General features: G+C 71.8%; 20 protein-coding genes and 1 pseudogene. 4 read left to right on the top strand and 17 right to left on the bottom strand.

Features of this window, described 5'->3' with window-relative positions; genetic code table 11:
• The 9 genes and pseudogenes from TN53_RS37645 to TN53_RS37685 form a co-directional block, all read right to left on the bottom strand.
• A pseudogene (locus tag TN53_RS37645) lies at positions 1-636 on the bottom strand (hypothetical protein); the annotation flags it as partial.
• A 310-nt stretch (positions 637-946) separates the two neighbouring features.
• Positions 947-1888 (bottom strand): AAA family ATPase, encoded by a 942-nt coding sequence (locus TN53_RS37650; RefSeq protein ID WP_046263341.1) that lies wholly within the window; start codon positions 1886-1888, stop codon positions 947-949.
• Positions 1885-2247, bottom strand: a complete 363-nt coding sequence (locus TN53_RS37655) for a CU044_2847 family protein (protein WP_046263342.1) — start codon at positions 2245-2247, stop codon at positions 1885-1887. Before TN53_RS37655 ends, TN53_RS37650 begins: the two co-directional genes overlap by 4 nt.
• 77 nt (positions 2248-2324) lie before the next feature.
• Entirely contained in the window at positions 2325-3461 is a 1137-nt protein-coding gene (locus TN53_RS37660; RefSeq protein ID WP_234441793.1) for an FxsB family cyclophane-forming radical SAM/SPASM peptide maturase, read from the bottom strand.
• A gap of 62 nt (positions 3462-3523) precedes the next feature.
• A complete protein-coding gene (locus TN53_RS48015) occupies positions 3524-3703 on the bottom strand; it encodes a YxD-tail cyclophane-containing RiPP peptide (protein ID WP_046263343.1) in 180 nt (59 codons plus the stop codon).
• Positions 3704-3845: 142 nt separating this feature from the next.
• Positions 3846-6833 (bottom strand): FxSxx-COOH system tetratricopeptide repeat protein, encoded by a 2988-nt coding sequence (fxsT, locus tag TN53_RS37670; protein WP_046263344.1) that lies wholly within the window; start codon positions 6831-6833, stop codon positions 3846-3848.
• A 94-nt stretch (positions 6834-6927) separates the two neighbouring features.
• Positions 6928-8184 carry an FxsB family cyclophane-forming radical SAM/SPASM peptide maturase gene (locus TN53_RS37675; protein ID WP_234441794.1) on the bottom strand — a complete coding sequence of 419 codons (1257 nt, stop codon included), beginning with the start codon at positions 8182-8184 and terminating at the stop codon, positions 6928-6930.
• 35 nt (positions 8185-8219) lie between these two features.
• Entirely contained in the window at positions 8220-8426 is a 207-nt protein-coding gene (locus tag TN53_RS37680; RefSeq protein WP_046263345.1) for a YxD-tail cyclophane-containing RiPP peptide, read from the bottom strand.
• A 15-nt stretch (positions 8427-8441) separates the two neighbouring features.
• Positions 8442-9524, bottom strand: a complete 1083-nt coding sequence (locus TN53_RS37685; RefSeq protein ID WP_052745380.1) for a hypothetical protein — start codon at positions 9522-9524, stop codon at positions 8442-8444.
• Between the two features lie 491 nt (positions 9525-10015).
• Here TN53_RS37685 and TN53_RS37690 point away from each other — a divergent pair, with 491 nt between their 5' ends.
• The 3 genes from TN53_RS37690 to TN53_RS37700 are packed head-to-tail and all read left to right on the top strand — an operon-like array spanning position 10016 to position 12509.
• Positions 10016-11152: an ABC transporter ATP-binding protein gene (locus TN53_RS37690; protein ID WP_199924723.1), complete on the top strand. Its 1137-nt coding sequence runs from the start codon at positions 10016-10018 to the stop codon at positions 11150-11152.
• Complete coding sequence (locus TN53_RS37695; protein ID WP_046263346.1) at positions 11149-11844, top strand: ABC transporter permease; 696 nt, start codon at positions 11149-11151, stop codon at positions 11842-11844. The genes TN53_RS37690 and TN53_RS37695 overlap by 4 nt, the downstream gene beginning before the upstream one ends.
• Positions 11841-12509 carry an ABC transporter permease gene (locus tag TN53_RS37700; RefSeq protein WP_046263347.1) on the top strand — a complete coding sequence of 223 codons (669 nt, stop codon included), beginning with the start codon at positions 11841-11843 and terminating at the stop codon, positions 12507-12509. The genes TN53_RS37695 and TN53_RS37700 overlap by 4 nt, the downstream gene beginning before the upstream one ends.
• Positions 12510-12655: 146 nt before the next feature.
• On the opposite strand, the gene TN53_RS37705 is transcribed toward TN53_RS37700, so the two are convergent.
• From TN53_RS37705 to TN53_RS37725, 5 genes are read right to left on the bottom strand one after another with little or no spacing between them, the layout of a single operon-like run.
• Entirely contained in the window at positions 12656-13066 is a 411-nt protein-coding gene (locus TN53_RS37705; RefSeq protein WP_046263348.1) for a RidA family protein, read from the bottom strand.
• Positions 13067-13113: 47 nt separating this feature from the next.
• Positions 13114-13716 (bottom strand): GTP-binding protein, encoded by a 603-nt coding sequence (locus tag TN53_RS37710; RefSeq protein WP_046263349.1) that lies wholly within the window; start codon positions 13714-13716, stop codon positions 13114-13116.
• A complete protein-coding gene (locus TN53_RS37715) occupies positions 13703-14119 on the bottom strand; it encodes a DUF742 domain-containing protein (RefSeq protein ID WP_046263350.1) in 417 nt (138 codons plus the stop codon). Before TN53_RS37715 ends, TN53_RS37710 begins: the two co-directional genes overlap by 14 nt.
• Before the next feature lie 22 nt (positions 14120-14141).
• Complete coding sequence (locus tag TN53_RS37720) at positions 14142-14615, bottom strand: roadblock/LC7 domain-containing protein (protein WP_046263351.1); 474 nt, start codon at positions 14613-14615, stop codon at positions 14142-14144.
• Complete coding sequence (locus TN53_RS37725) at positions 14612-16999, bottom strand: sensor histidine kinase (RefSeq protein ID WP_046263352.1); 2388 nt, start codon at positions 16997-16999, stop codon at positions 14612-14614. The genes TN53_RS37720 and TN53_RS37725 overlap by 4 nt, the downstream gene beginning before the upstream one ends.
• A 348-nt stretch (positions 17000-17347) precedes the next feature.
• On the opposite strand from TN53_RS37725, the gene TN53_RS37730 reads away from it, so the two are divergent.
• The gene (locus tag TN53_RS37730; RefSeq protein WP_046263353.1) at positions 17348-18307 is read left to right on the top strand and encodes an ABC transporter substrate-binding protein; all 960 of its coding nucleotides are present in this window, start codon (positions 17348-17350) and stop codon (positions 18305-18307) included.
• Positions 18308-18388: 81 nt separating this feature from the next.
• Here TN53_RS37730 and TN53_RS37735 read toward each other — a convergent pair whose 3' ends face one another.
• Genes TN53_RS37735 through TN53_RS37745 form a run of 3 tightly spaced genes read right to left on the bottom strand, consistent with a single transcriptional unit; the run spans position 18389 to position 19740 of the window.
• Entirely contained in the window at positions 18389-18964 is a 576-nt protein-coding gene (locus TN53_RS37735; protein WP_046263354.1) for a GTP-binding protein, read from the bottom strand.
• Positions 18951-19307, bottom strand: coding sequence for a DUF742 domain-containing protein (locus tag TN53_RS37740; RefSeq protein ID WP_046263355.1), 357 nt, complete (start codon positions 19305-19307; stop codon positions 18951-18953). The genes TN53_RS37735 and TN53_RS37740 overlap by 14 nt, the downstream gene beginning before the upstream one ends.
• 1 nt (position 19308) lies before the next feature.
• On the bottom strand, positions 19309-19740 hold the full coding sequence (locus TN53_RS37745; protein ID WP_046263356.1) for a roadblock/LC7 domain-containing protein: 432 nt from the start codon (positions 19738-19740) through the stop codon (positions 19309-19311).
• Positions 19741-19834 lie beyond the last annotated feature (94 nt).

A 19834-nucleotide genomic window follows, 5' to 3' on the forward strand; every position in this document is an offset into this window, starting at 1 on the left:
GGCGGGGGCGCGTCGGGGGGCGACGCGTGGCGTGGTCGACCCGACCGGTCCACGGCTCTGTCGCGGCAGGTCCAGTACGTCGAGCAGTCGGTCCGGTTCCAGTCCCGCCGCGTTGAGGCGGATCGGGAAGCGGTCCAGGAGATGGGGGGAGAGACGGCCCACCTCCGACTCGCGGCACGCGGCCAGCCAGCGGGCCCGGGGGCGCCAGCGGGCGCGGAAGCCGGAGCGTTCGACCGAGGCGACGTCGGCGCCCAGAAGCTGTACCGCGGCCCGCATGCCGGGCAGGCTCAGCCGGACCAGATCGGGGACCACGACCAGCGTCGACGCCTCCGGGTCGATGTCGACCAACGGGCCCGGGGCGAGCGAGAAGTTCATCCCGGCGCCCTCGTGGCGCAGCGTGGGCCGCAGCCACAGCTCGTCGTCCCCGGTGACCGAGCCGAGCATCGCCCGCCGCACCGGCCGCCCGTTCCGCAGCCCGAGAACCCTGGCGAACGCGTCGGTCACCGGCGCCACCATCTCCGGCTCCAGATCGAACAACAGCACCCCGTCCAGCCCGGGCCCCAGCGCGGAACACGCCAGCACCTGCAACAGCCGCTGCCGCGGCCCGGCCACCCGCCCGTTCATCTCCGCCGTCACCGCAGCCGCCCACCCCGGCCGCCCGCCGACCCGGAGTGCACGGGCATCCGCGGGAGTCGCACACACGCCCCGACCGCCCGCCGGCCCACGGCGCCCGTCATCGCGGCACCGCGCTCGGGTGCGGAGGACGCCGCTGTCCGCAGGAGGGTCCCGCCCGCCGAGGTCACCCATCCGCGTACGGCCGTCGTCCCAACACACCGTGCTACCCCGGCGGAAGCCGGCGCCCGCAGGAGCCCGGACGCCCACCCGGGCCCGCAGCGCACCGGCATCCGCACCGGACGCCATCCGGTCGGGCGCCCCCGTCTCGTCGTCATCCCAGCAGCCCGTCGAGCAGTTCCGACTCCTCCGGTGTCCATTCGACGGGGCCGCCGTGGGCTGCTTCGGGGCGGCGGTGGCGCAGGGAGAGGGGGGCCACCTTGCGTACATGGTGGGGGGTGACCTCGTCCGTGCCCTCGAAGGCCGCCAGCGCTCGGGCGGCCCAGGCGGTGACCACCTCACCGCGGTGTCCCACGGCCCGCAACTGCGTGGCGACGTCGGCGCAGAGCTTGGCGATGTCCTCGCTCAGCCGTACGTCCTGCACGGCCGCCCGCGCCGCGTTCAGCCGCTCGCACAGCGCCTCGTCCGAGGCGAGCCCGTCCGTCAGCCAGGAGGACTCCGTCCCGGCCTCGTCGTCGAAGCGCAGTACGGCCAGCACCATCGCCCGCCGCGCCTCCTGGTCCAGCTCGGACACCGCGACCATCAGCCCGAACCGGTCGAGCAACTGGGGCCGCAGACCGCCCTCCTCGGGGTTCATCGTCCCGACCAGACCGAAGCTGACGCTGCGCACGGTGTCGATGGCCTCCCGCTGCACCGACAGCACCCCGGTGGAGACGACGTCGAGGATGATGTTGACGATGTGGTCGTCCAGCAGATTGACCTCGTCTATGTACAGCATCCCCTTCTCGCCGGCCTCCTCGAGAAGCCCCGGCTGTGTCCGCGCCACCCCCTGCATCAGCGCGTCGAGCTCCCACCCGCCCAGCACCCGGTCGTCCGTGGCGTTGATCGGCAGGGTGACCGGCAGCTCTCCCCGGGTCAGCAGGGAGAACGCCCGCACCACCGTGGACTTGGCGGTCCCGCGCTGCCCGCTGACGAGGACGCCCCCGATCCGCGGCGCGATGTAGTTCAGTTCGAGCGCGAGCTTCAGCTCGGCCTGTCCGACCACATAGCTGTACGGCAGGATGTGGATGCCGGAGCCGGCGGTCCCACCGGTCACGGGGCCCCACCCGTGTTCCAGCGGAACGTGACCTGGAGCTGTGCCTCCGCCCCGGACTTCACCAGCACCGCACCGAGTTCGGCGTCCAGCTTGATCGACAGCTGGAGTTCCACCTCGTCGGGCTTCAGACCCTCACCGAGGTCGTGCAGCTGCTGCGCCGCCTGCCGCGCGCACCGCCGGGCCAGGTCGAGACCGTCGGCGTAGACGTCGCGCGCCACCTCCAGCACCCGGTCGGCGGGGCCCCGGGTGTCGATCCCCCGGTACACGTCGTCGACGCCGCCCGTGGCCACGAAGCCGTCCACCTCGACGTACACCGGCCCGTCCCGGCCGTCCGCCGCCACCCCTGTCACGATCGTCATGCAGCACTTCCCCCGTCCTGCGAGCCGGATCCCTGTGCTTTCCTTCCCCGTTCCCGGCTCGCTCAACAGCCTTGTGCTCAGCGGTTGTCGATCGTCCCCGAGGGCGTCCCGAGGTCGGCGGCACGGCGTACCCGGTCGGCGATGTGCCGGATCAGCCGCTCCAGGTCGGCGCAGTACACCGAGGGGTTGAGAAAGCCCTCGTCGGCGCGGTAGCGGTGGGCGTAGTTGCCCCCGCCGCACACGGCCGCCAGCGGACACACCAGGCACTTGGGGGCGAGGGCCCGGCGGCCCAACTGCCGTGCGACGACGCCGGGATGGTCCAGGACGTCGTCGAAGGAGTGCCGGAAGACGTCGCGTCCGGTGGCGGGTGCGCCCTCGTAGGCTGTCTTCAGCGAGTCCACCTGCTCGATGGCCCCGTCGGTGTCGACGACCACGGCGACCATCGGCGAGTTCCCCACGGCCTCGGCCCCGCCGTCCAGGCCGAGCAGCAGCCCGATGATCTCCCGGAACAGCCGGATCGGGACGGCTTGTTCGGTGGCATCGAACCAGAGGTCGAAGACCTGGATCAGCCAGTCGGCGTAGGGGTGGGGTCCTGTCACGGCGGGTGGATGCGCCCAGTTGGCGTGCGGCAGCAGCAGATCCATGGAGGGCGGGTCGAGCGCGGTGAGTGACGTGTACACCTCGACGGGATCGGAGTCCGGGTCGATCACGCTGAGGATCCCGGCGTACGCCTCCGGATGCCGCCGCAGCACCTCGAGCCCGGCCGAGACCGCCGCCCAGGACGAGCGCCCGGCGTGGTTGACGCGGTGCCGGTTCAGCCACGGGGTGCCGCCGTCCACGCTCACCCCGATGCCGATCCCGGCGTCGGCCAGCCGGCGCACCCGGTCCTCGGTGAGCAGCGTGCCGTTCGTCTGGACGCTGGCCTCCACCCGGCAGCCCGCGCCGACGGCCTCCCGCACGGCGGTGACATAGCCGACCAGGGTGTCCACCCCGGCCAACAGGGGCTCTCCGCCATGCAGGTTGAGCTGTAAGGAGGACAGCCCGTGGGTCGCGGTGTGCTCGGCGATCCGTGCCGCGGTACGCCGGATCACCCCGGCGGACACCGTCGGCGGACGGTTTTGCCAGCTGCTGTCGGCGCCCTCGTAGACGTAGCAGTAACCGCAGGCCAGATTGCAGCGGCTGTGGACCTTCAGGACGAACTGCCGGAAGGGCACGGCCCGTACCCCGGACCGCCGTAATCCGGCGACGTCCAGTGTCTCAAGAGGCCACCGCGCGGTCACAGTTGATACGGACCGTCCTCGTAGAAGGCCATCGCGGGGCCGCCGCGCAGCTTGCGGGGCAGCAGGCCCGTGGCGACCGCCGCGAGCACCGGATGCGATGACTCACGGGACAGCGCCAGCAGGTCGAGATCGGTCAGGTCGGGCAGGTCGGCGCCCGGGTTCCGTACTCCAGCCACATGCGGCCTGTCCTCGTCTGTACCCCGCACACTCACCTCTCAGGACGGCCGAACCTGCCTCTTGACGAGAGGCCCGGCCCATGCTGCCCGGCTGAGACCCCACCAGGCAAGTTCCCACGAGGTGCTAGCGCCGAGCTGTGACCTAGGTCGGGAGCGGCTCGAAGTCCCAGTAGGGCCGTTCCCGGCGGCGGATCGAGAGGGTGTGGGGATGCTGGGCGCCCAGGGTGTCGGAGAGCTGCTGGAGCGCCTCGTGCTCCAGCTTGGACGCCTCCTGCCCGCGTCGCAGTATCCGCAGGTCGGAGGCGAGGGCCGCCTTGACGGACAAGGTCAGGGGGTGGGTCTCGCCCAGGGTCGTGCGCGCCGACTCCAGGACGGCGCGGGTGAGTTCGGCCGCGCCTTCCTCGTCGCCGGCGAGGCTGCGGGCGCCCCCGGCGTTGAGTCCGGCACCCAGGGCCCAGGGGTGGGACGGGCCCACCGCGGCGCGCATGTCCCTGAGCGCCCGTTCCGCGATCCTGAGCGCCTCGTCGCGCTCCCCGTACTCCCACAGGGCCAGCGCCACATTGCCCGCCGTGCCCACCGCATAGGGGTGGTGCGGGCCGACGAGTCTGGCGTACTGCTCGGCGACACCCTCCGCCGATTCCCGGGCCTGCTCCAGATTGCCGTGCTCGCGGTTGAAGGTGGCGAAGTCGGCCTGCACCAGCAGGGAGTCGGGGTGGTTCGGGCCCTGCCGCTGCACGAACCGCTCGACCACGCTGCGCATCAGCGACTCGGCGCCGAGCAGATCGCCCTTGCGTCGCATGCACAGCGCCAAGTTGTGCTCGGCGAACAGGGTTTGGGGGGTGTAGCGGTCCATCGTGTTGCGGTGGGCACGGACGTTGAGCTCCTGGCGTGACGTCGCCTCGTCGTAGCGGCCGAGGAGGCGCAGCATCCAGGCGTAGAACATGCCTGAGCGCAGGGTGAGATGGTGCCGCGGGGTCAGCAGGCGCTCACGGATCAGCAGGATGTCGCGGTGCAGCTCCAGCGACTCCTTGTAGCGGCCCAGCAGGCTGGTGACCACGGCGAGGTTGCCGCGGTCCTGGAGGGCACGCGGGGCGTCCGCGCCCAGGGTGCTGGTGTACGCCTGTACGCACTCCTTGAACATGTCGTGCGCCTCGTCGTAGCGGCCCAGCGACACCAGGGTGCCGCCGAGGCCGTTCTTGGCGCGCAGCAGGTCGGGGTCGTCGTCGGCCCGGCTCTCCGCGAGCTGGTCCAGGACGGCGCGTCCGACGGCCTCCGCCTCCCGGTAACGGCCGCTGCGGCGCAGCATGTTGGCGTGGTCGTGGATCAGGATCAGCATGTCCCGGTCGTCGGGACCGAGCCGGGTCCGCCAGCGGGTGACGGCCTGCTCGCACAGGCGCAGAGCGGCCCGGTTCTCGCCCCGGACCCGCATGTACTCGATGCAGTTCAGGACGAGTTGGCGCACCACCGGGTCGGGGCTGTCCAGTGCCCCGGCGGTCTCCAGGTGCGGGATGAGCTCGGCGTAGCGCGTCCACTCGCGGGTGTCGATGGGGCGGCGCGGGTCCGCGCCCGCCAGCAGGGTGCAGGCGATCGTCGACAGTGCCTCGCGGCGGTCCTCGGTCAGGGTGCTGACCAGGAAGCTGTGGTAAAGGCGGTGCATGGAGACGCGGTCCACGGCCGGTTCGGCGTCGGAGGACTCGACGTAGTCCAGCCGGACCGCGGTCGACTCCGACAGCCGGCGCAGCGCGGTGTGCCAGCGGATCGGGTCGCCCGCCAGGGCCGCGAGGTGGTCGGGCAGGTCGGAGGGGTGGGCGGCCTGCATCAGACGGACCGGGATGGCGTCCGGGGAGAACAGCGCGAACAGGTGGAGCAGCTCCACGGCCTCGGGGTTGTTCTCCTGGAGCGTGTTGAGAGTTATCGACCAGCTGGTCTGGAAGCCCATCGGGTAGTCGGAGGAGATCCGGATGCCGATCTGGCTGGCCTCGCCGCGCCGGATCATCGAGATGTAGTCCTTGGCGGGCATCGCGTTGGCGTCGAGCCAGGCCGCGGTCTGCGCCAGCAGCAGCGGCAGGTCCTGCACGGCGTCGGCGAGCTGGTCGGCCTCGGTGTCGTTCAGCCGCCCGGCGCGCCGGCGGACGTAGGCCACGGACTCGGGCCGCCGGAAGGGCAGCACCTCGATCTCGGTGACATTGCCGGAGGCCGCCCAGTCCTGGGTGAGGGTGGTGATCAGGACATGGCCGTTGCCCTCCGGGAGCAGATCCTCGATCTGTTCCATGTCGTCCGCGGAGTCCAGGATCAGCAACCACCTCTTGTACGGCGTGCCGGTCCGCAGCGCCTCGTGGACCGCGCGGATCCGCTCGCCCAGCTCCTGGCCGACCGGCAGTTCGAGACGCGGGGCGAGCTGCGCGAACTGCTCGCGCGCGGGCGCGCGGAAACGGGCGCCGACCCACCACACGATGTCGTAGTCGTTGCCGAAGCGGTGCGAGTACTCGTTGGCGATCTGGCTCTTGCCGACGCCGGAGATGCCCCGCAGCGCCACCCGCGCACCGCTGCGGCCGCCGCGCTCGAAGCGGGTGTGCAGCTCTTCCAGGATCGCGTCGCGGCCGGTGAAGCGGACATTGCGGCGCGGCACGTTCCACACCGACGGCGGATCGTTGGGGAAGCGGGGGGCGGCGGTGCCGGACGGGGCGGCGGGCTCGGCGGGCGCCTCGAAGTCCAGGCGGCGCAGGATACGGCGGCGGGCCTCGCGCGAGTCCAGGTCGCGCAGGTCGACCGGGCGCAGCGGGGCGGCCGTCGCGGGCAGCGCCCTCGTCGCCACGCTGACCGCGGAGAACCGGTCCACATGGGCCGGCACCACCTCGTGCAGCGCCTGCGTCCACTCGGCGTCCGAGCGGGGGCCCAGCGAGAAGTACCAGTCGTCCAGGACCAGCAGCACCCGGCCCGGCGCCTTGAGGAGATTGCGCAACGCCTCGGCGAGCGGCATCCGCAGCGGAGGGTCCCAGCGCAGCAGGGTCGTCTCGTGGCCCAGCTGCTCCAGCTGGTGCGCGATCCACGTCGCCCAGGGCCGGTTGAATCCCGCGTAGCTGATGGTGAAGTGCTCGTGGGACTCGGCGCCCTTGGACCTGTCGGCCATCCGACCGTCTCCCCTTACACCGAAATCAATAGATTGACGTTTTTTGGCAGTTTTGTGTACATGTGGTGCGCGTGCACTTTATGCGATACGTCGCTCAATCCGGGGGCATCACCGCGCTCAGCCGCCCGGCCGCGTGCCGTACGAGGCGCTCCAGGTCGGCGCAGAACACGGACGGGTGCCGAAAGCCCGTACCGCGGGAGTAGCGGTGGCCGTAGTTGCCGCCCCCGCAGACCCGGCCCACCGGACAGGCCCGGCACTCGTCCGAGAGACCCGCCACGCCCAGCTGACGGGCGACGATCCCCGGATGGTCCAGCGCCTCGTCGAAAGCGTGCCCGAACACGTCGAGGCCGGTGGCGGTCGCGTGGTCGTAGGCGAGATTGAGGGAGTCGATCTGCTCCACCGAGCCGTCGGTGTGCACGACCACCGCACAGGTCGGCGAGAGGCCGATCGACTCGGTGGTGCTGGGCACCCCGAGCAGCAGCGCCACGACCTCCGTGAACAGCCGCACCCGGGGCTGGGAGCCGTCGGGCGCGCCGTCCCACCACAGGTCGAAGGCGGCGGCCAGCCAGTCGCCGTAGGGGGTGGGCACGGCCCGCCACGCACCCGGGGCGCGGGCGGGCAGGCCCGGCGGCGGGCTCGACCAGTTGGCGTGCGGCAGCAGCAGGTCGAGGCGGGGCGGGCGCAGCTCGGCGAGCGAGGCGTACACCTCCCCGGGGTCGCTGGTGATGTCGATGGCGCACAGGATCCCGGCGTACAGCTCCGGCCGGTCCGCCAGCAGCCGCGCGGCCCGCTCCGCCGCCGGCCAGGACGGCCGTCCCGCACGGTCCACGCGGCGGGCGTTCAGGTGCGCGGTGCCGCCGTCCAGGCTCAGTCCGACCCGGATGTTCGCGTCGGCGAGCCGGTCCAGGGTCCGGTCGGTGATCAGCGTGCCGTTGCTCTGCACGGTGGCCCGCAGCGCGACGTCGGACGGCAGCGCCCGGCGTACGGCGGACGTGTACTGAAGGGCGGTGTCGGCGCCGGACAGCAGCGGCTCCCCGCCGTGCAGGTCGATCCGCACCTCGGACAGCCCGTGGGTGGCCGCGTGTTCGGCGATCCGCCGGGCCGTCTGCCGCATCACTCCCGGCGACACCCGTGCCGGCCGGCCGCGCCAACTGGCGTCCTCGCCCTGGTAGATGACGCAGTAGGTGCAGTCGAGATTGCAGCGACTGTGCACCTTCAGGACGAACTGACGGAAGGGGAAGGGGCGTTGTCCGGCACGTCTGAGGGCCGCCACGTCCAGCTCGGCGTGCGGCCACGGCGCGAACTCCCGGTCCCGGGCGATCCGTAAGCTGTCGTCCGAAGCGGTCTGCACAGCGTCGCCTCCCCCTGGGCGGCCCCGTGCCGCCGCTACCGTTCTACCCCCGGGGAGTCCTCGTGATACGCCACGAGGCCGCCGTCGGCGTCGCACGACCGGGCCAGCAGTGTGGCCAGCACCGCGCCCAGCACGGGGTGGTCGACCCGGGCGCGGAGCGCGGCCAGATCGACGGCTGTGTAGTCGGGGAGTCCGGGGAGCGGGGTCCCCGCATGTCCGTCCCGTCCGGTCGGCTCCGTCACCCTGCACACTCCCTTTCACCGTCCGCCTGTTCCGGCGAGCGCGGTCATGCGCTCGAACGTCGACCGGGCCTGCGGCCCCTGAGCCGCCCCGGCGCGCTGCCACAGCGCCCAGGCGGTCCGGTACGACTCCAGCGCGTGCTCCGGTCCCGCCGTCCGCTCCAGCACCACTGCGCGCTGGTGATGCGCCCGCGCGGCCAGCAGCGGCTCACCGGCCCGCTCCGCACTGCGTACGCCGTGGTGGTACGCATCGGCCGCCAGGTCCAGCCACTCGGGCGCCCCGGCGTCCCCGGCCAGCGTCAGCAGTACGTCGCCGCGCTCCAGCCACGCCAGCGCCGCCGTACGGTCGTCGCGCGCGTCCCGTGCCGCGCGGGCCAGCACCCACTCGGCCTCGTGCAGATCGGTCGGCGTTCCGCCCGCGCCGTGATGATGTCGCAGCGCCCGCCCGAACAGAAGCCGCCGGTCGGCCAGATGGGGATCACTGTCGGCCGTCAGCGCCAGGGCCGCGCGCAGCACCCGTACGGCATCGGTGGCCACCGGCAGCTCGCCGCCCCGTTCGGCCCGGGCGACCAGCACCTCGCCACGGCCCGCGAGCAGCTCCGCCCGCTCCGGGTCGTCCCGGCCCAGCAGGGCCTCGGCCTGTGTGAAGTACCCGTCGGCGGCGACGAGTTCGACGGACTCGGCGGTGTGCCGGTAGCGGGCCGTGTGCGCCTCGGCCAGCCGGCGCAGGGCCGGCACGCGTAACGCGGGGCCCTGGTCGCGGACCGCCTCCACCGCCCGCTCCAGCGCCTCCAGGACCCCCGGATGCCCGGTGTCACCGGCGGCCACGGCACGCGCCTCGGCCAGATCCAGCAGGGCCCGGCAGCGCACGGCGGAGGGGGCGCTGTGCCGGCCGGTGAGCCGTACACCGCTCTCGAAGTCCGCCGCCGCCCGCAGCGCCAGCGTCCGTGCCTCGTCGGCCGCGTCACGTCCCCGGGCGTCGTCGGCGAGCGCCAGCAGCAGTCGCCCCCGGGCCAGCACCGCCGGGTCGAACCCGGGCCGGCCGGGCAGGGAGGAGGGTATTCGGGAACCGCCGCCCGCGGCCGATCCGCCGGAGGCCACGGCCGCTCACCGGACCCGGCGCGCGGCAGCGGTGGCGATCCGGGCGGCTCCGGCCGGGGCCGGGCCGGGAGCGGGGGAGGGCGTACCGTTTCGGACATCGGTGCACCACGGCCCGGGGTGCGTCCGGCGGATCGTCCGAGCTGCGGGGCGCCCGCCCCGGGAGAGCGCGCTCTCGGCCGTGCCGGCGCCGCTCTGTGCCGCTCCCGGCCTCGCTCCACCGCGACCGGCCCCAGGTACACGCGCGACGGGGCACCGCACCGGGCGGCTGCGCCACTCACTCACGTCGCGCTCCTCGTCATGGACGGTCGGATGCGTGCGAACTCCATGACAGTACGCGCGCCCTGCCCGGTCAACAGCGCTTTCCGGCCGCTCCGGCGGACAGTGCCCGCTGAAGTGCGTCAACACCAGCGGTCTAGACTCACCCGCAACGGCCCGCCCCACCACGGCCGAAAGCGGTCCACCCCGGCCAGTCCCGAAGGGTATTCGGCGTTTTGATACGGATAGATTCAGTCACCAAGCGGTACCCGGACGGCACGGTGGCGGTCGACCGGCTCTCGTTGGAGATACCCGACCGCTCGATCACCGTCCTCGTCGGCCCCTCGGGCTGCGGCAAGACGACCACCCTGCGGATGATCAACCGCATGGTCGAACCCACCGAGGGCACCATCCTCCTCGACGGCCAGGACATCCTGCGGCAGCCGGTCAACACCCTGCGCCGGTCCATGGGGTACGTCATCCAGAACGCCGGTCTCTTCCAGCACCGCACCATCATCGACAACATCGCCACCGTGCCCCGTCTGCTCGGCTGGAGCAAGGACAAGGCCCGGGAGCGGGCCCGCGAGCTGATGGAGCGGGTCGGACTCGACGCCACGCTCGCCAAGCGGTACCCCTACCAGCTCTCCGGCGGCCAGCAGCAGCGCGTCGGCGTGGCCCGGGCGCTCGCCGCCGACCCGCCGGTGCTGCTCATGGACGAGCCGTTCTCCGCAGTCGACCCCATCGTCCGCAAGGGACTCCAGGACGAACTCCTCCGTATCCAGGAGGAGTTGGGCAAGACGATCGTCTTCGTCACCCATGACATCGACGAGGCCGTCAAGATCGGCACGATGGTCGCCGTGATGCGCACCGGCGGCAGGCTCGCCCAGTACGCGCCGCCCGCCGAACTGCTGACGAACCCGGCCGACGCCTTCGTCGAGGACTTCCTCGGCGCCGACCGCGGTATCCGCCGGCTCTCCTTCTTCCCGTCCGCGGGGCTGGAGTTGTCGACCGGGCCGGTCGTCGCGGTCGACGCCACCACCGAGCAGATCGCCGAGCGGGTGCGCGACATCGCGGACGCCCCCTATCTCCTCGTCACGGACGCCGACGGCAAGCCGCTCGGCTGGAGCGAGCCGCAGCACCTGACCGCGGGCGAGGTCGAGGTGGGCCGACTGCTGTCGCACGGACGGCCGTTCGTCGCCGGCACCGACTCGCTGCGGGCCGCGCTGGACTGCGCGGTACTCTCGCCCACCGGGTGGGCGGTCGCCGTGGACGCCGGCGGAAAGGTCGCCGGAGTCGTCTCCCAGCAGACCATCGCGGAGGCCATCCGCGGCGCCCACGCGCAGGGGCGTACGGACGCGAAGGTCGCCGGATGAACTGGGACCGTATGTTCGACATCCCCAGCGACCTCCAGCACAGCTGGCTGGGCCTGGTCGGTCTGCATCTGCGCGAGGCCCTGCTGCCGGTGCTCGCCGGACTGCTGATCTCCCTGCCGCTGGCCCAGCTGTGCGTGCGCTTCCGCTGGCTGTACCCGCCGGTGCTGTGGGTGACGACCGTGCTCTACGCCATCCCCTCGCTGGCCTTCTTCGTGCTGCTCATCGACTACACCGGCATGACCGAGCTGACGGTGATGATCCCGCTCACCGTCTACAGCCTCGTCGTACTGGTCCCGGCCGTCGTCGACGCCGTCCGCTCGGTCCCGCAGGAGACCCTCGCCGCCGCGAAGGCCATGGGCCTGGGACCCGTACGCCGGTACGTCCAGGTCCAGTTGCCCATCGCCGTGCCCGCGATCATCGCGGGGCTGCGGGTCGCCACCGTGTCCAGCGTCAGCCTCGTCAGCGTCGGCACCCTCATCGGCAACCAGGGCGCCCTCGGCAACCTGCTGAACGACGCCAACATCTACAACCGGCCGGAACTCGCCGTGAACGCCGTGCTGTCCATGGCCGCCCTCGCGATCCTCGCCGACGCCGCGCTGGTGCTCCTGCGCCGTCTGCTGACGCCGTGGATGCCGCGCCCGCAGCACAGGAAGCGGAAGGCCGCCCCCGTCCTGGAAGAGGCAGCACGGTGAACCTGCTCACCCACATCGGCAACTTCTTCAACGACAGCGCCCAGTGGCAGGGCTACGACGGCATCCCCACGCGGGTGGCGGAGCACCTCCAGTACACCCTGGAGGCGCTGCTCGTCGCCGCCGCGATCGCACTGCCGGTCGGACTGGTCACCGGCCACTACGGGCGCGGCGGGACCGTCCTCTCCCTGATCGCCACCGCGGGGCGGGCCCTGCCCACCTTCGGCCTGCTGGTACTGCTCACCCTGCTGGTGGGCTTCGGCCTGGTCAACGTGATGACCCCGCTCGTCATTCTCGCCATCCCGCCGATCCTGGTCACCACGTACGAGGCGATGCGCACCGTCGACCCCTCCTCGGTCGACGCCGCGCGGGGCATGGGCATGAGCGAGGCCGGGGTCCTCTTCCACGTCGAACTCCCGGCCGCGCTCCCGCTGATCCTCAGCGGCCTGCGCTCCGGAGCCATCCAGATCGTCTCCACGGCGACCATCGCGGCCTACGTCAGCCTCGGTGGCCTCGGCCGCTACATCGTGGACGGGCTCTACCAGCGCAACTACGAGAAGGTCGTCGGCGGCGCCACACTGGTCGCGGGACTGGCGCTGCTCACCCTCGCGGTGTTCTGGGCGGTGGGAAGGGCCGCCGTGTCCCGGGGGGTGCGGCGGAGCGTCTGAGCGGGTCGGGTGACGTCCTCCACGGTTCGGCAGCGCCCTGAAGGGGCGTGGGGCCGTATCCATTTGCGGCTCCGCCGCGGGGCGCGACCAGCCACGACGGCGCCGCGCACGGCCGACGGCACATCGCGGCACTTCCCGCGGAGCGCTCAGCTGACCGGCCGGACGGCCACCGCGTCCACCTCGAAGAGCATGCCCGGCAGTGCGAGGGCGGCGACCCCGCTGAGTGTCTGGGCCGGCAGCCGGTCGCCGAAGCGGGCATGCAGGGCCTTGCCGAGAGTCTCCAGCTTGGCGAGGTCGTGGTCGACGACGGACGAGCCCAGCCGGACGACGTGTTCGAAGCCGAGGCCGACGCCCTCCAGGGCCGCGCGCAGCCGGTCGAAGGCGAGCTCCACCTGTGCCGCGAAGTCGCCCGGCACGGGGGCGCCGGTGGCGTCGGAGGCGTACTGCCCCGCGACGAAGACGAGTTCGCCGGGCGCCGAGACGGCGTGGCTGTACCCGAAGGGTGTCGGGTCGTGCAGGGCGGACGGGTTGGTGATGGTGCGCTCGTCGTGGCTCATGTCAGGGGACAACCCCCTTGCCGGCCCGCCCATTCCGTGGCCCCGCGTCAGCTCTCCGTACGGGCCAGGGCCAGTTCGAGTACGACGAGCAGGGCGTCCCGGACCGAGCCGCGCTCGCGGGCGTCGAAGATGACGACCGGGACGTGGTCCGCGACGTCGAGGGCCCAGCGGACCTCCTCCAGCGTGTGCTCGACCTTGCCGTCGAACGCGTTCGCGGCCACCGCGAACGGGATCTGCCGGTGCTCGAAGTAGTCGACCGCGGCGTAGCAGTCGTCGAGACGGCGGGTGTCCACGATGACCAGGCCACCCAGCGCGCCCTCGACGATGTCGTCCCACATGAAGCCGAACCGCTCCTGCCCGGGCGTGCCGAACAGATACAGCTTCAGGGTCGGGTCGATGGTGATGCAGCCGAAGTCCATCGCGACCGTCGTCGTGGTCTTGCGCGGGGTGTGGGTGAGGTCGTCCACCCCCGCCGCGACCTCCGTGATGGCTGCCTCGGTGGTCAGCGGCTCGATCTCGGAGATGGCGCCGACGGCGGTGGTCTTGCCCACGCCGAAGCCGCCCGCGATCACCATCTTGACCGGGAGCGGTGGCCGCACGGCGGCTGCCGGACCGGACCCGTCGAGGGTGGCCGGTTCAGTCGGAGTCACGGAGTACCCCTCGGGAGTCGGGGATGGCGCGCAGGCCATCGATCACTCTTCGCAGGACGGAAGCGTCGTGCGTGTCGTCGGAGTCGGGCACATGCACCGTCAACTGCCCCTCCGTGCGCAGGTCCTCGGCGAGCACCCGGACCACGTTGAGGTGCAGCCGCAGCCGGGCCGCGAGTTCCGCGATGGACTGCGGCCGGCGGCAGGCGGCGACGATGTCGTGCTGCTCGAAGGAGAGCCCGCCGAGCGCGTCGAGACCCTCGACGGTGGCCACCACCTGGGTCTCGACGGGCATCGGCCGGCCGGCTGCGCTGGGCGCCACCCGGCCGGCGGTGACCAGGAACGGCCGCACGGCGGAGGCGGGCCCGACCGGGTCCTGCCCCGGGGCTGAGGAGCCGTCCGCCATGGCGTGTCCGTCCCGGTCCCGGTCAGAGCGCCGACGGGGAGCCGACGCTGTTCTTCAGCGCCAGCACCAGTTGGGGACTGAGCGCGCTGCCCGCCCGATTGGCGAACAGCGTCATCTCGTAGGCGATGTTGCCCAGCTTGGCCTCCTTGTCGGTGACCACGCCGAGGACGGCGCCGCTGCCGATGGCGGAGACCAGGACGTGGCCGCCCTCCAGGTCGATGATGACCTTGTTGAGGCCGCCCAGGCCGTAGTTGCCGGACGCGCCGGCGGCCAGGCTGGTGATGCCGGACACGATCGCCGCGAGGCGCTCGGAGTCGGCGTGCTCACGCAGTTCCGAGACCGCGATGAGCAGTCCGTCCGAGGAGACGGCGATGGCGTCCACGACGCCCGCGGTCTCGGTGGCGAAACGATTCAACAGCCAGGTGAAGTCGGCTGCCGCGGCCTTCAGCTCGGCCGGTGTGTTTCCCGTCGGAGTATCACCTGTCGATGTACTCACTGCTCCGCTCCTTCCGGGAGGTGGTTCTGGTGGTGCTTGCGGGGGGTCTGGTGCGGTTCCGTGTCGCTGTCGCGATGGGCGCGTTCCACCGCGGCCTCGAACTCCTCGAGGGCGCTGCGGACGGCCTCCGCGTCGGCGGGGCGGGGTGCCTGGCGGGTGCTCGCGGGGGCGGCGTCGGCCGTGGTGCGCAGGGTGGCTCCGCGGACACGGCGGCGCAGGGGGCGGGCAGTGCCGGGGGCGTCGTCGGCGGGTGCCGGTTCCTCGGCGCGGGCCTTGGGGATGAAGGGCAGGCCGTCCGCAGCGGCCGGGTCCTCCTCGCGGCGTACCCGGCGGGGCAGGGGCCCGTCATGGTCGTCGGCGGGGACCGGCGGCCGGGGGCCCGAGTCGTCCGTGGCCGCCGCCGGTGTGGTCGGTGCCGCCGGCTGCACCGCGGCCGCCGTCAGCAGCAGCGACTGCGGGAGGGTCACCTCGGCCGTGACACCGCCGCCCGGGGTACGGGACAGGGCTACGTCGATGTCCCAGCGGCGCGCCAGCGAGCCGACCACGAAGAGGCCGAGCACCTTCGAGGGCACCAGGTCGAGACGTTCACGGCGGACGATACGGGCGTTCTCCTCGTCGAGCCGCTCGGGGTCCATGCCCAGGCCGTGGTCGGCGACCACGACCGCCGCGCCCTCGGCAGAGTTCTGCACGAACACCTCGACGGGGCTGTCCGCGGGCGAGAACGACACGGCGTTCTCCACGAGTTCGGCCACCATCAGGGTCAGGTCGGCGATGATGTCGGGCGCCACCGCGACCTCGGTCCGCGCGAGCAGCTGGACCCGCTGGAAGCCCTCGATCTGGCCGAGCGCGGCCCGTACGACATTGGTCAGCGCGATCGGCCCGGCGTCCAGGACGGTCTCGCGGATGCCGGCGAGCAGCATCAGACTGTCGGCGTTGCGGCGCAGGCGGACGGCGATGTGGTCGATGCTGTAGAGGCGTTCGAGGAGCTCGGGGTCGGTCTCACCGCGCTCCACCGCGTCGATCAGGGCCAGCTGCCGGGTGGTCAGGTTGCTGACCCGGCGGCCGACGTTGCCGAACATCTCGGCGACGTTGCGGCGGCTGAGCACCTGACGCTCCAGGAGCGCGACCGCGGTGGTCTGCACATGGTTGAAGGCCTCGGCGAGATCGCCGATCTCGTCGCGTGCCGTGGCCGGCATCGCCCGCAGCTGCGCCGGACGGTCGTCCTCGGCGTCGTCGTCGGCCACCCGGGCGAGCTCGCGCTCGGCGTCCTCGGCGACCTGCTGCGCGGCGTGGGTCAGGGCCTGGACCGGGCGGACCACGGAGCGGCGTACGACCACCGAGAACGCGAGCCAGATGACGAAGCCGAGCAGGGCGAGGCCCAGCAGCAGGACGGCGTTGCGCAGGGCTTCGTCGGAGGCGCGGTCGGCGCGGTCGGCGATCTGGTCGATCAGCGCGGTGGTGATCCCCAGCCGGATCGCGGCCTGCTTGCGGTAGGAGGGGTACGCGTCGAGCGCCGTCCCGAACATCCGGCGGATCTCGGCGGGGGAGTCGGCCTGCAGGGAGCTGGGGTCGATCTGGAGCTCGGCGAACTGCCGGTTGATCGCGGCCTGCGGGCCGTTGTGCTCGATCCCGGCGAGCTGCTCCGTCTGCTCCTCGGTGGCGAACCGCGCGAACCGGTCGGCCTGGTGGGTGTACTCGTCGTAGGAGCCGATCGCGCCGATGAACTCGATGAGCGCGTTCGAGTCACCGGTCGTCGCGGAGAACACACCGGTCTCGAAGGCGCTGTGGGCGGCGTCGGCGCGCAGCAGGGAGTCGAGCAGGTTACCGGTGAAGGTGGTCGCCAGAGCCGTGTTGCGGTCCAGGCCGAGGCCGTCGATCAGGCCCTTGGCGGCACTGGCGTAGGCGGGGTCGATGTTGTCGGCGGGCAGATACGCCTGCTCGATGGTGTTGCGCAGGCTCTCCAGGCCCTCGATCTCCCGCAGGGCCCGGGCCTCGTCCGCGGGGAGCCGGTCGCCGAAGGCCTTGCGGACCTTCTTGACCTGGTTGTCCACCGACAACTGCGCCTTGCGGTACGGGACCTGGGAGGGGGTGCCGCCGTCGTTGGTGGCCTCGTGCCGCACGGAGAGCAGGATGGCCTGCTGGTGCTCGGCCTCCAGCCGGTCCACCAGCGTGGCGACCTCGGTGCTGGTGCGCACGAGCCGTGCCGCGTCGGCCGCCTCCGAGGACTGCTGGACCTGGTCGGTGATGAGATAGGCGAGCAGGACCGCGACCACCGTCAGCGGGACGCCGACCAGCACGTTGAGCTTGTGCCGGAACGGCCGGCGATCGGCGAAGCCTCGTATGCCACCCGGGGCCGAAGGCGGAGCCGACTCGCTCGTGGACACCAGGCCTCCTTCATGGGGGATGACGGCGCGCGAAGACCTCACGTGACCGATTCTGATCGTGTCGGATGGTGATGAAATGCACCAATGGGGCACCGGCACGCCAGTGTGTCCGAACGCCAACGACCCGGAGACTACCGTCTCTTCGGAAGATCGATCATGCCACCCTGAGTCAAGAATCCGTTACAACGGGACGGCGCCGGGATGACGGGACTTTGGCGCCTTTTCACAACCGGTCGCGCATTGACGCCAATTGGTGACCAGGGTGCACTTGACTGACCGAGAACTGGCTGGATTGGATCAGTGCCAGAGCTTGTTTCTCATCAGCCCACACAGTCCGGAACGGGAATCGTGACTTCCAACGCCCCACGCAGCAGGTCCATCCGGAAGCATCCCGGCGTAGCCGCCGTCGCGCTCGCCGCCACCGCGGCCCTGCTGGCGGGATGCGGCTCGGACGACGCCTCCGACCCGCTCAAGGAGGACAAGGGGAGCGGCAGCGGCGACACCGTCGTCGTCGGCTCCAACAACTTCGCCGAGAGCATCCTCCTCGCCGACCTCTACGGCGAGGCCCTCAAGGCCAAGGGCATCAAGGTCAGCTACAAGCCCAACATCGGCAGCCGCGAGACCACATACGGCCTGCTGAAGAACGGCTCCATCACCGTCCTGCCCGAGTACAACGGCTCGCTGCTGTCCTACCTCGACCCCAAAGCCGAGCAGAAGACGGCCGAGGCGGTGAACGCCGCGGTGAAGACGAAGCTCGACAGCACGCTGACGCTGCTCGAGTCGTCGCCCGCCGAGGACAAGGACTCCGTCAGCGTCAACGCGGCGACCGCGAAGAAGTACAGCCTCACCGCGGAGTCCACACTCGCCGACCTCAAGGACGCCGCGCCCGAGCTGGTCATCGGCGGCTCGCCCGAGTTCCAGACCCGGCAGCAGGGCCTGCTCGGCCTGAAGTCCGTGTACGGCCTGGAGTTCAAGTCCTTCAAGGCGCTCGACGCGGGCGGCCCGCTGACCCAGGCGGCGCTGACGAAGAACACCGTGCAGGCCGCGGACATCTTCACCACCGACCCGACCATCACCAAGGAGAAGTTCGTCGTCCTGAAGGACCCGGAGAACCTCTTCGGCTTCGCGAACGTGACCCCGCTGGCCTACAAGTCCGGCCTCTCCCAGGAGGGCGTGGACGCGCTCAACGCGGTCTCCGCCAAGCTGGACACGGAGACGCTCCTGGACCTCGACTCCCAGGTGCAGCTCGACAACAAGGACCCGCTGGACGTCGCCCAGGCCTGGCTGAAGTCGGCCGGACTGTCCTGACGCCCCACCACGGACGAACCGGCGCGGGTGCCCTCCGACACGGAGGGCACCCGCGCCGTCTGTCGGCGCAGTGTTAGCCCGCTACCGGACCGCGGTGGCGATCAACTGGTCGATGAGAGCGATCAGTACGTCCCGGGAGGACTCGCGGTCGCGGGCGTCGCAGAGCAGGACCTGGACATGGTCCGGCAGGGCGAGCGCGTCGCGGATCTCGTCGGGCGGGTAGGGATGGTCGCCGTGGAAGCCGTTGACGCCGACGACGAACGGGATGCCCCGGCGTTCGAAGAAGTCGATCGCGGCGAAGCTGGACTCGGGGCGGCGGACGTCGACGAGGACGACGGCCCCCAGGGCGCCCAGGGCCAGGTCGTTCCACATGAACCAGAACCGCTGCTGGCCGGGGGTCCCGAAGAGATAGAGGATCAGATCCCGGCTGATGGTGATGCGGCCGAAGTCCAGGGCCACGGTGGTGGACTTCTTCTCCTCGATGCCGTTCAGGTCGTCGATTCCCAGGCCCGCCGCGGTCAGTGACTCCTCGGTGCGCAGCGGGGCGATCTCGCTGACCGAGCCGACCATGGTGGTCTTGCCGACGCCGAACCCTCCGGCGATCAGGATCTTGACCGTGTCGGGTGCCGGCCGGGCGATGGTGTCAGAGTCGGCCAAGACCGTCCCTCACTTTCTGCAGCAGGTCCCGGTCGACGCCGGCGGCGACCGGATGCGGCGGGCGGACCGTGATGCGGCCCGCTTCCAGCAGGTCGCAGAGCATGATGACGATCACGCTCATCGGAAGGTCGAGCAGAGCGGCGAGTTCCGCGACGGCGATCGGCTCGGCACACCGGCGCAGGATGCGCTGATGCTCCGGCTGAGGGCGGGGGGCCCGGGCCGGCGGCGGGTCCACCGCGGTCACCGTCGAGATGAGGGTGAAGTCGGCGCGGCTGGGGCGGGTACGTCCGCCGGTCAGGGCGAACGGCCGTACGAGACGGCCCGCCGTGTCGCCTCCGCTCACCTCACGCGCCGGAGTCGGCGGTGGGGCCGACGCCTGCCCGCGGTGCGGCGCTGAGGTGCTCGCCGATCTTCTTCACCAGCATGTTCATCTGGTACGCGACCACACCGACGTCGGCGCCCTGGTTGGTGAGGACGACGAGGTGCGCGCCGGGGCCGGCGGAGGTGAGGATCAGATAGCTGTGCGCCATCTCGATCAGCGCCTGCCGCACCGGGCCACCGCGGAAGTCCATGCTGACGCCCTTGCTGAGACTCATGAGCCCTGACGCGGTCGCGGCCAGCCGCTCGGCGTCATCACGCAGGAACCCGGTCGACTTGCTGACGACCAGCCCGTCCTCGGACAGCACGACGGCATGGTTCACCTCGGCGACCCGCTCCACGAGTCCGGTCAGCAGCTGGTCGAGCTGGGTGTGGGTGGCGGGGGTGGGGCGTGTCATGAGGGCGTCCTTCGTCGGCGGGCGGCGGCGGGGGGTGGGAGAGGCGGCGGTCGGAGAGAGGGGCGGGGTGAGGGCGGCGGTCGAGGTGTGACGG

Source organism: Streptomyces sp. WM6386, assembly GCF_000972385.1.
Taxonomy (GTDB): domain Bacteria; phylum Actinomycetota; class Actinomycetes; order Streptomycetales; family Streptomycetaceae; genus Streptomyces.

What these genes read in the sequence shown, in the direction of transcription:
- TN53_RS37705 (WP_046263348.1), bottom strand. Translation starts at nt 13,066, where the DNA reads ATGAGCCACGACGAGCGCACCATCACCAACCCGTCCGCCCTGCACGAC.
- TN53_RS37715 (WP_046263350.1), bottom strand. Translation starts at nt 14,119, where the DNA reads ATGGCGGACGGCTCCTCAGCCCCGGGGCAGGACCCGGTCGGGCCCGCC.
- fxsT (WP_046263344.1), bottom strand. Translation starts at nt 6,833, where the DNA reads ATGGCCGACAGGTCCAAGGGCGCCGAGTCCCACGAGCACTTCACCATC.
- TN53_RS37695 (WP_046263346.1), top strand. Translation starts at nt 11,149, where the DNA reads ATGAACTGGGACCGTATGTTCGACATCCCCAGCGACCTCCAGCACAGC.
- TN53_RS37655 (WP_046263342.1), bottom strand. Translation starts at nt 2,247, where the DNA reads ATGACGATCGTGACAGGGGTGGCGGCGGACGGCCGGGACGGGCCGGTG.
- TN53_RS37745 (WP_046263356.1), bottom strand. Translation starts at nt 19,740, where the DNA reads ATGACACGCCCCACCCCCGCCACCCACACCCAGCTCGACCAGCTGCTG.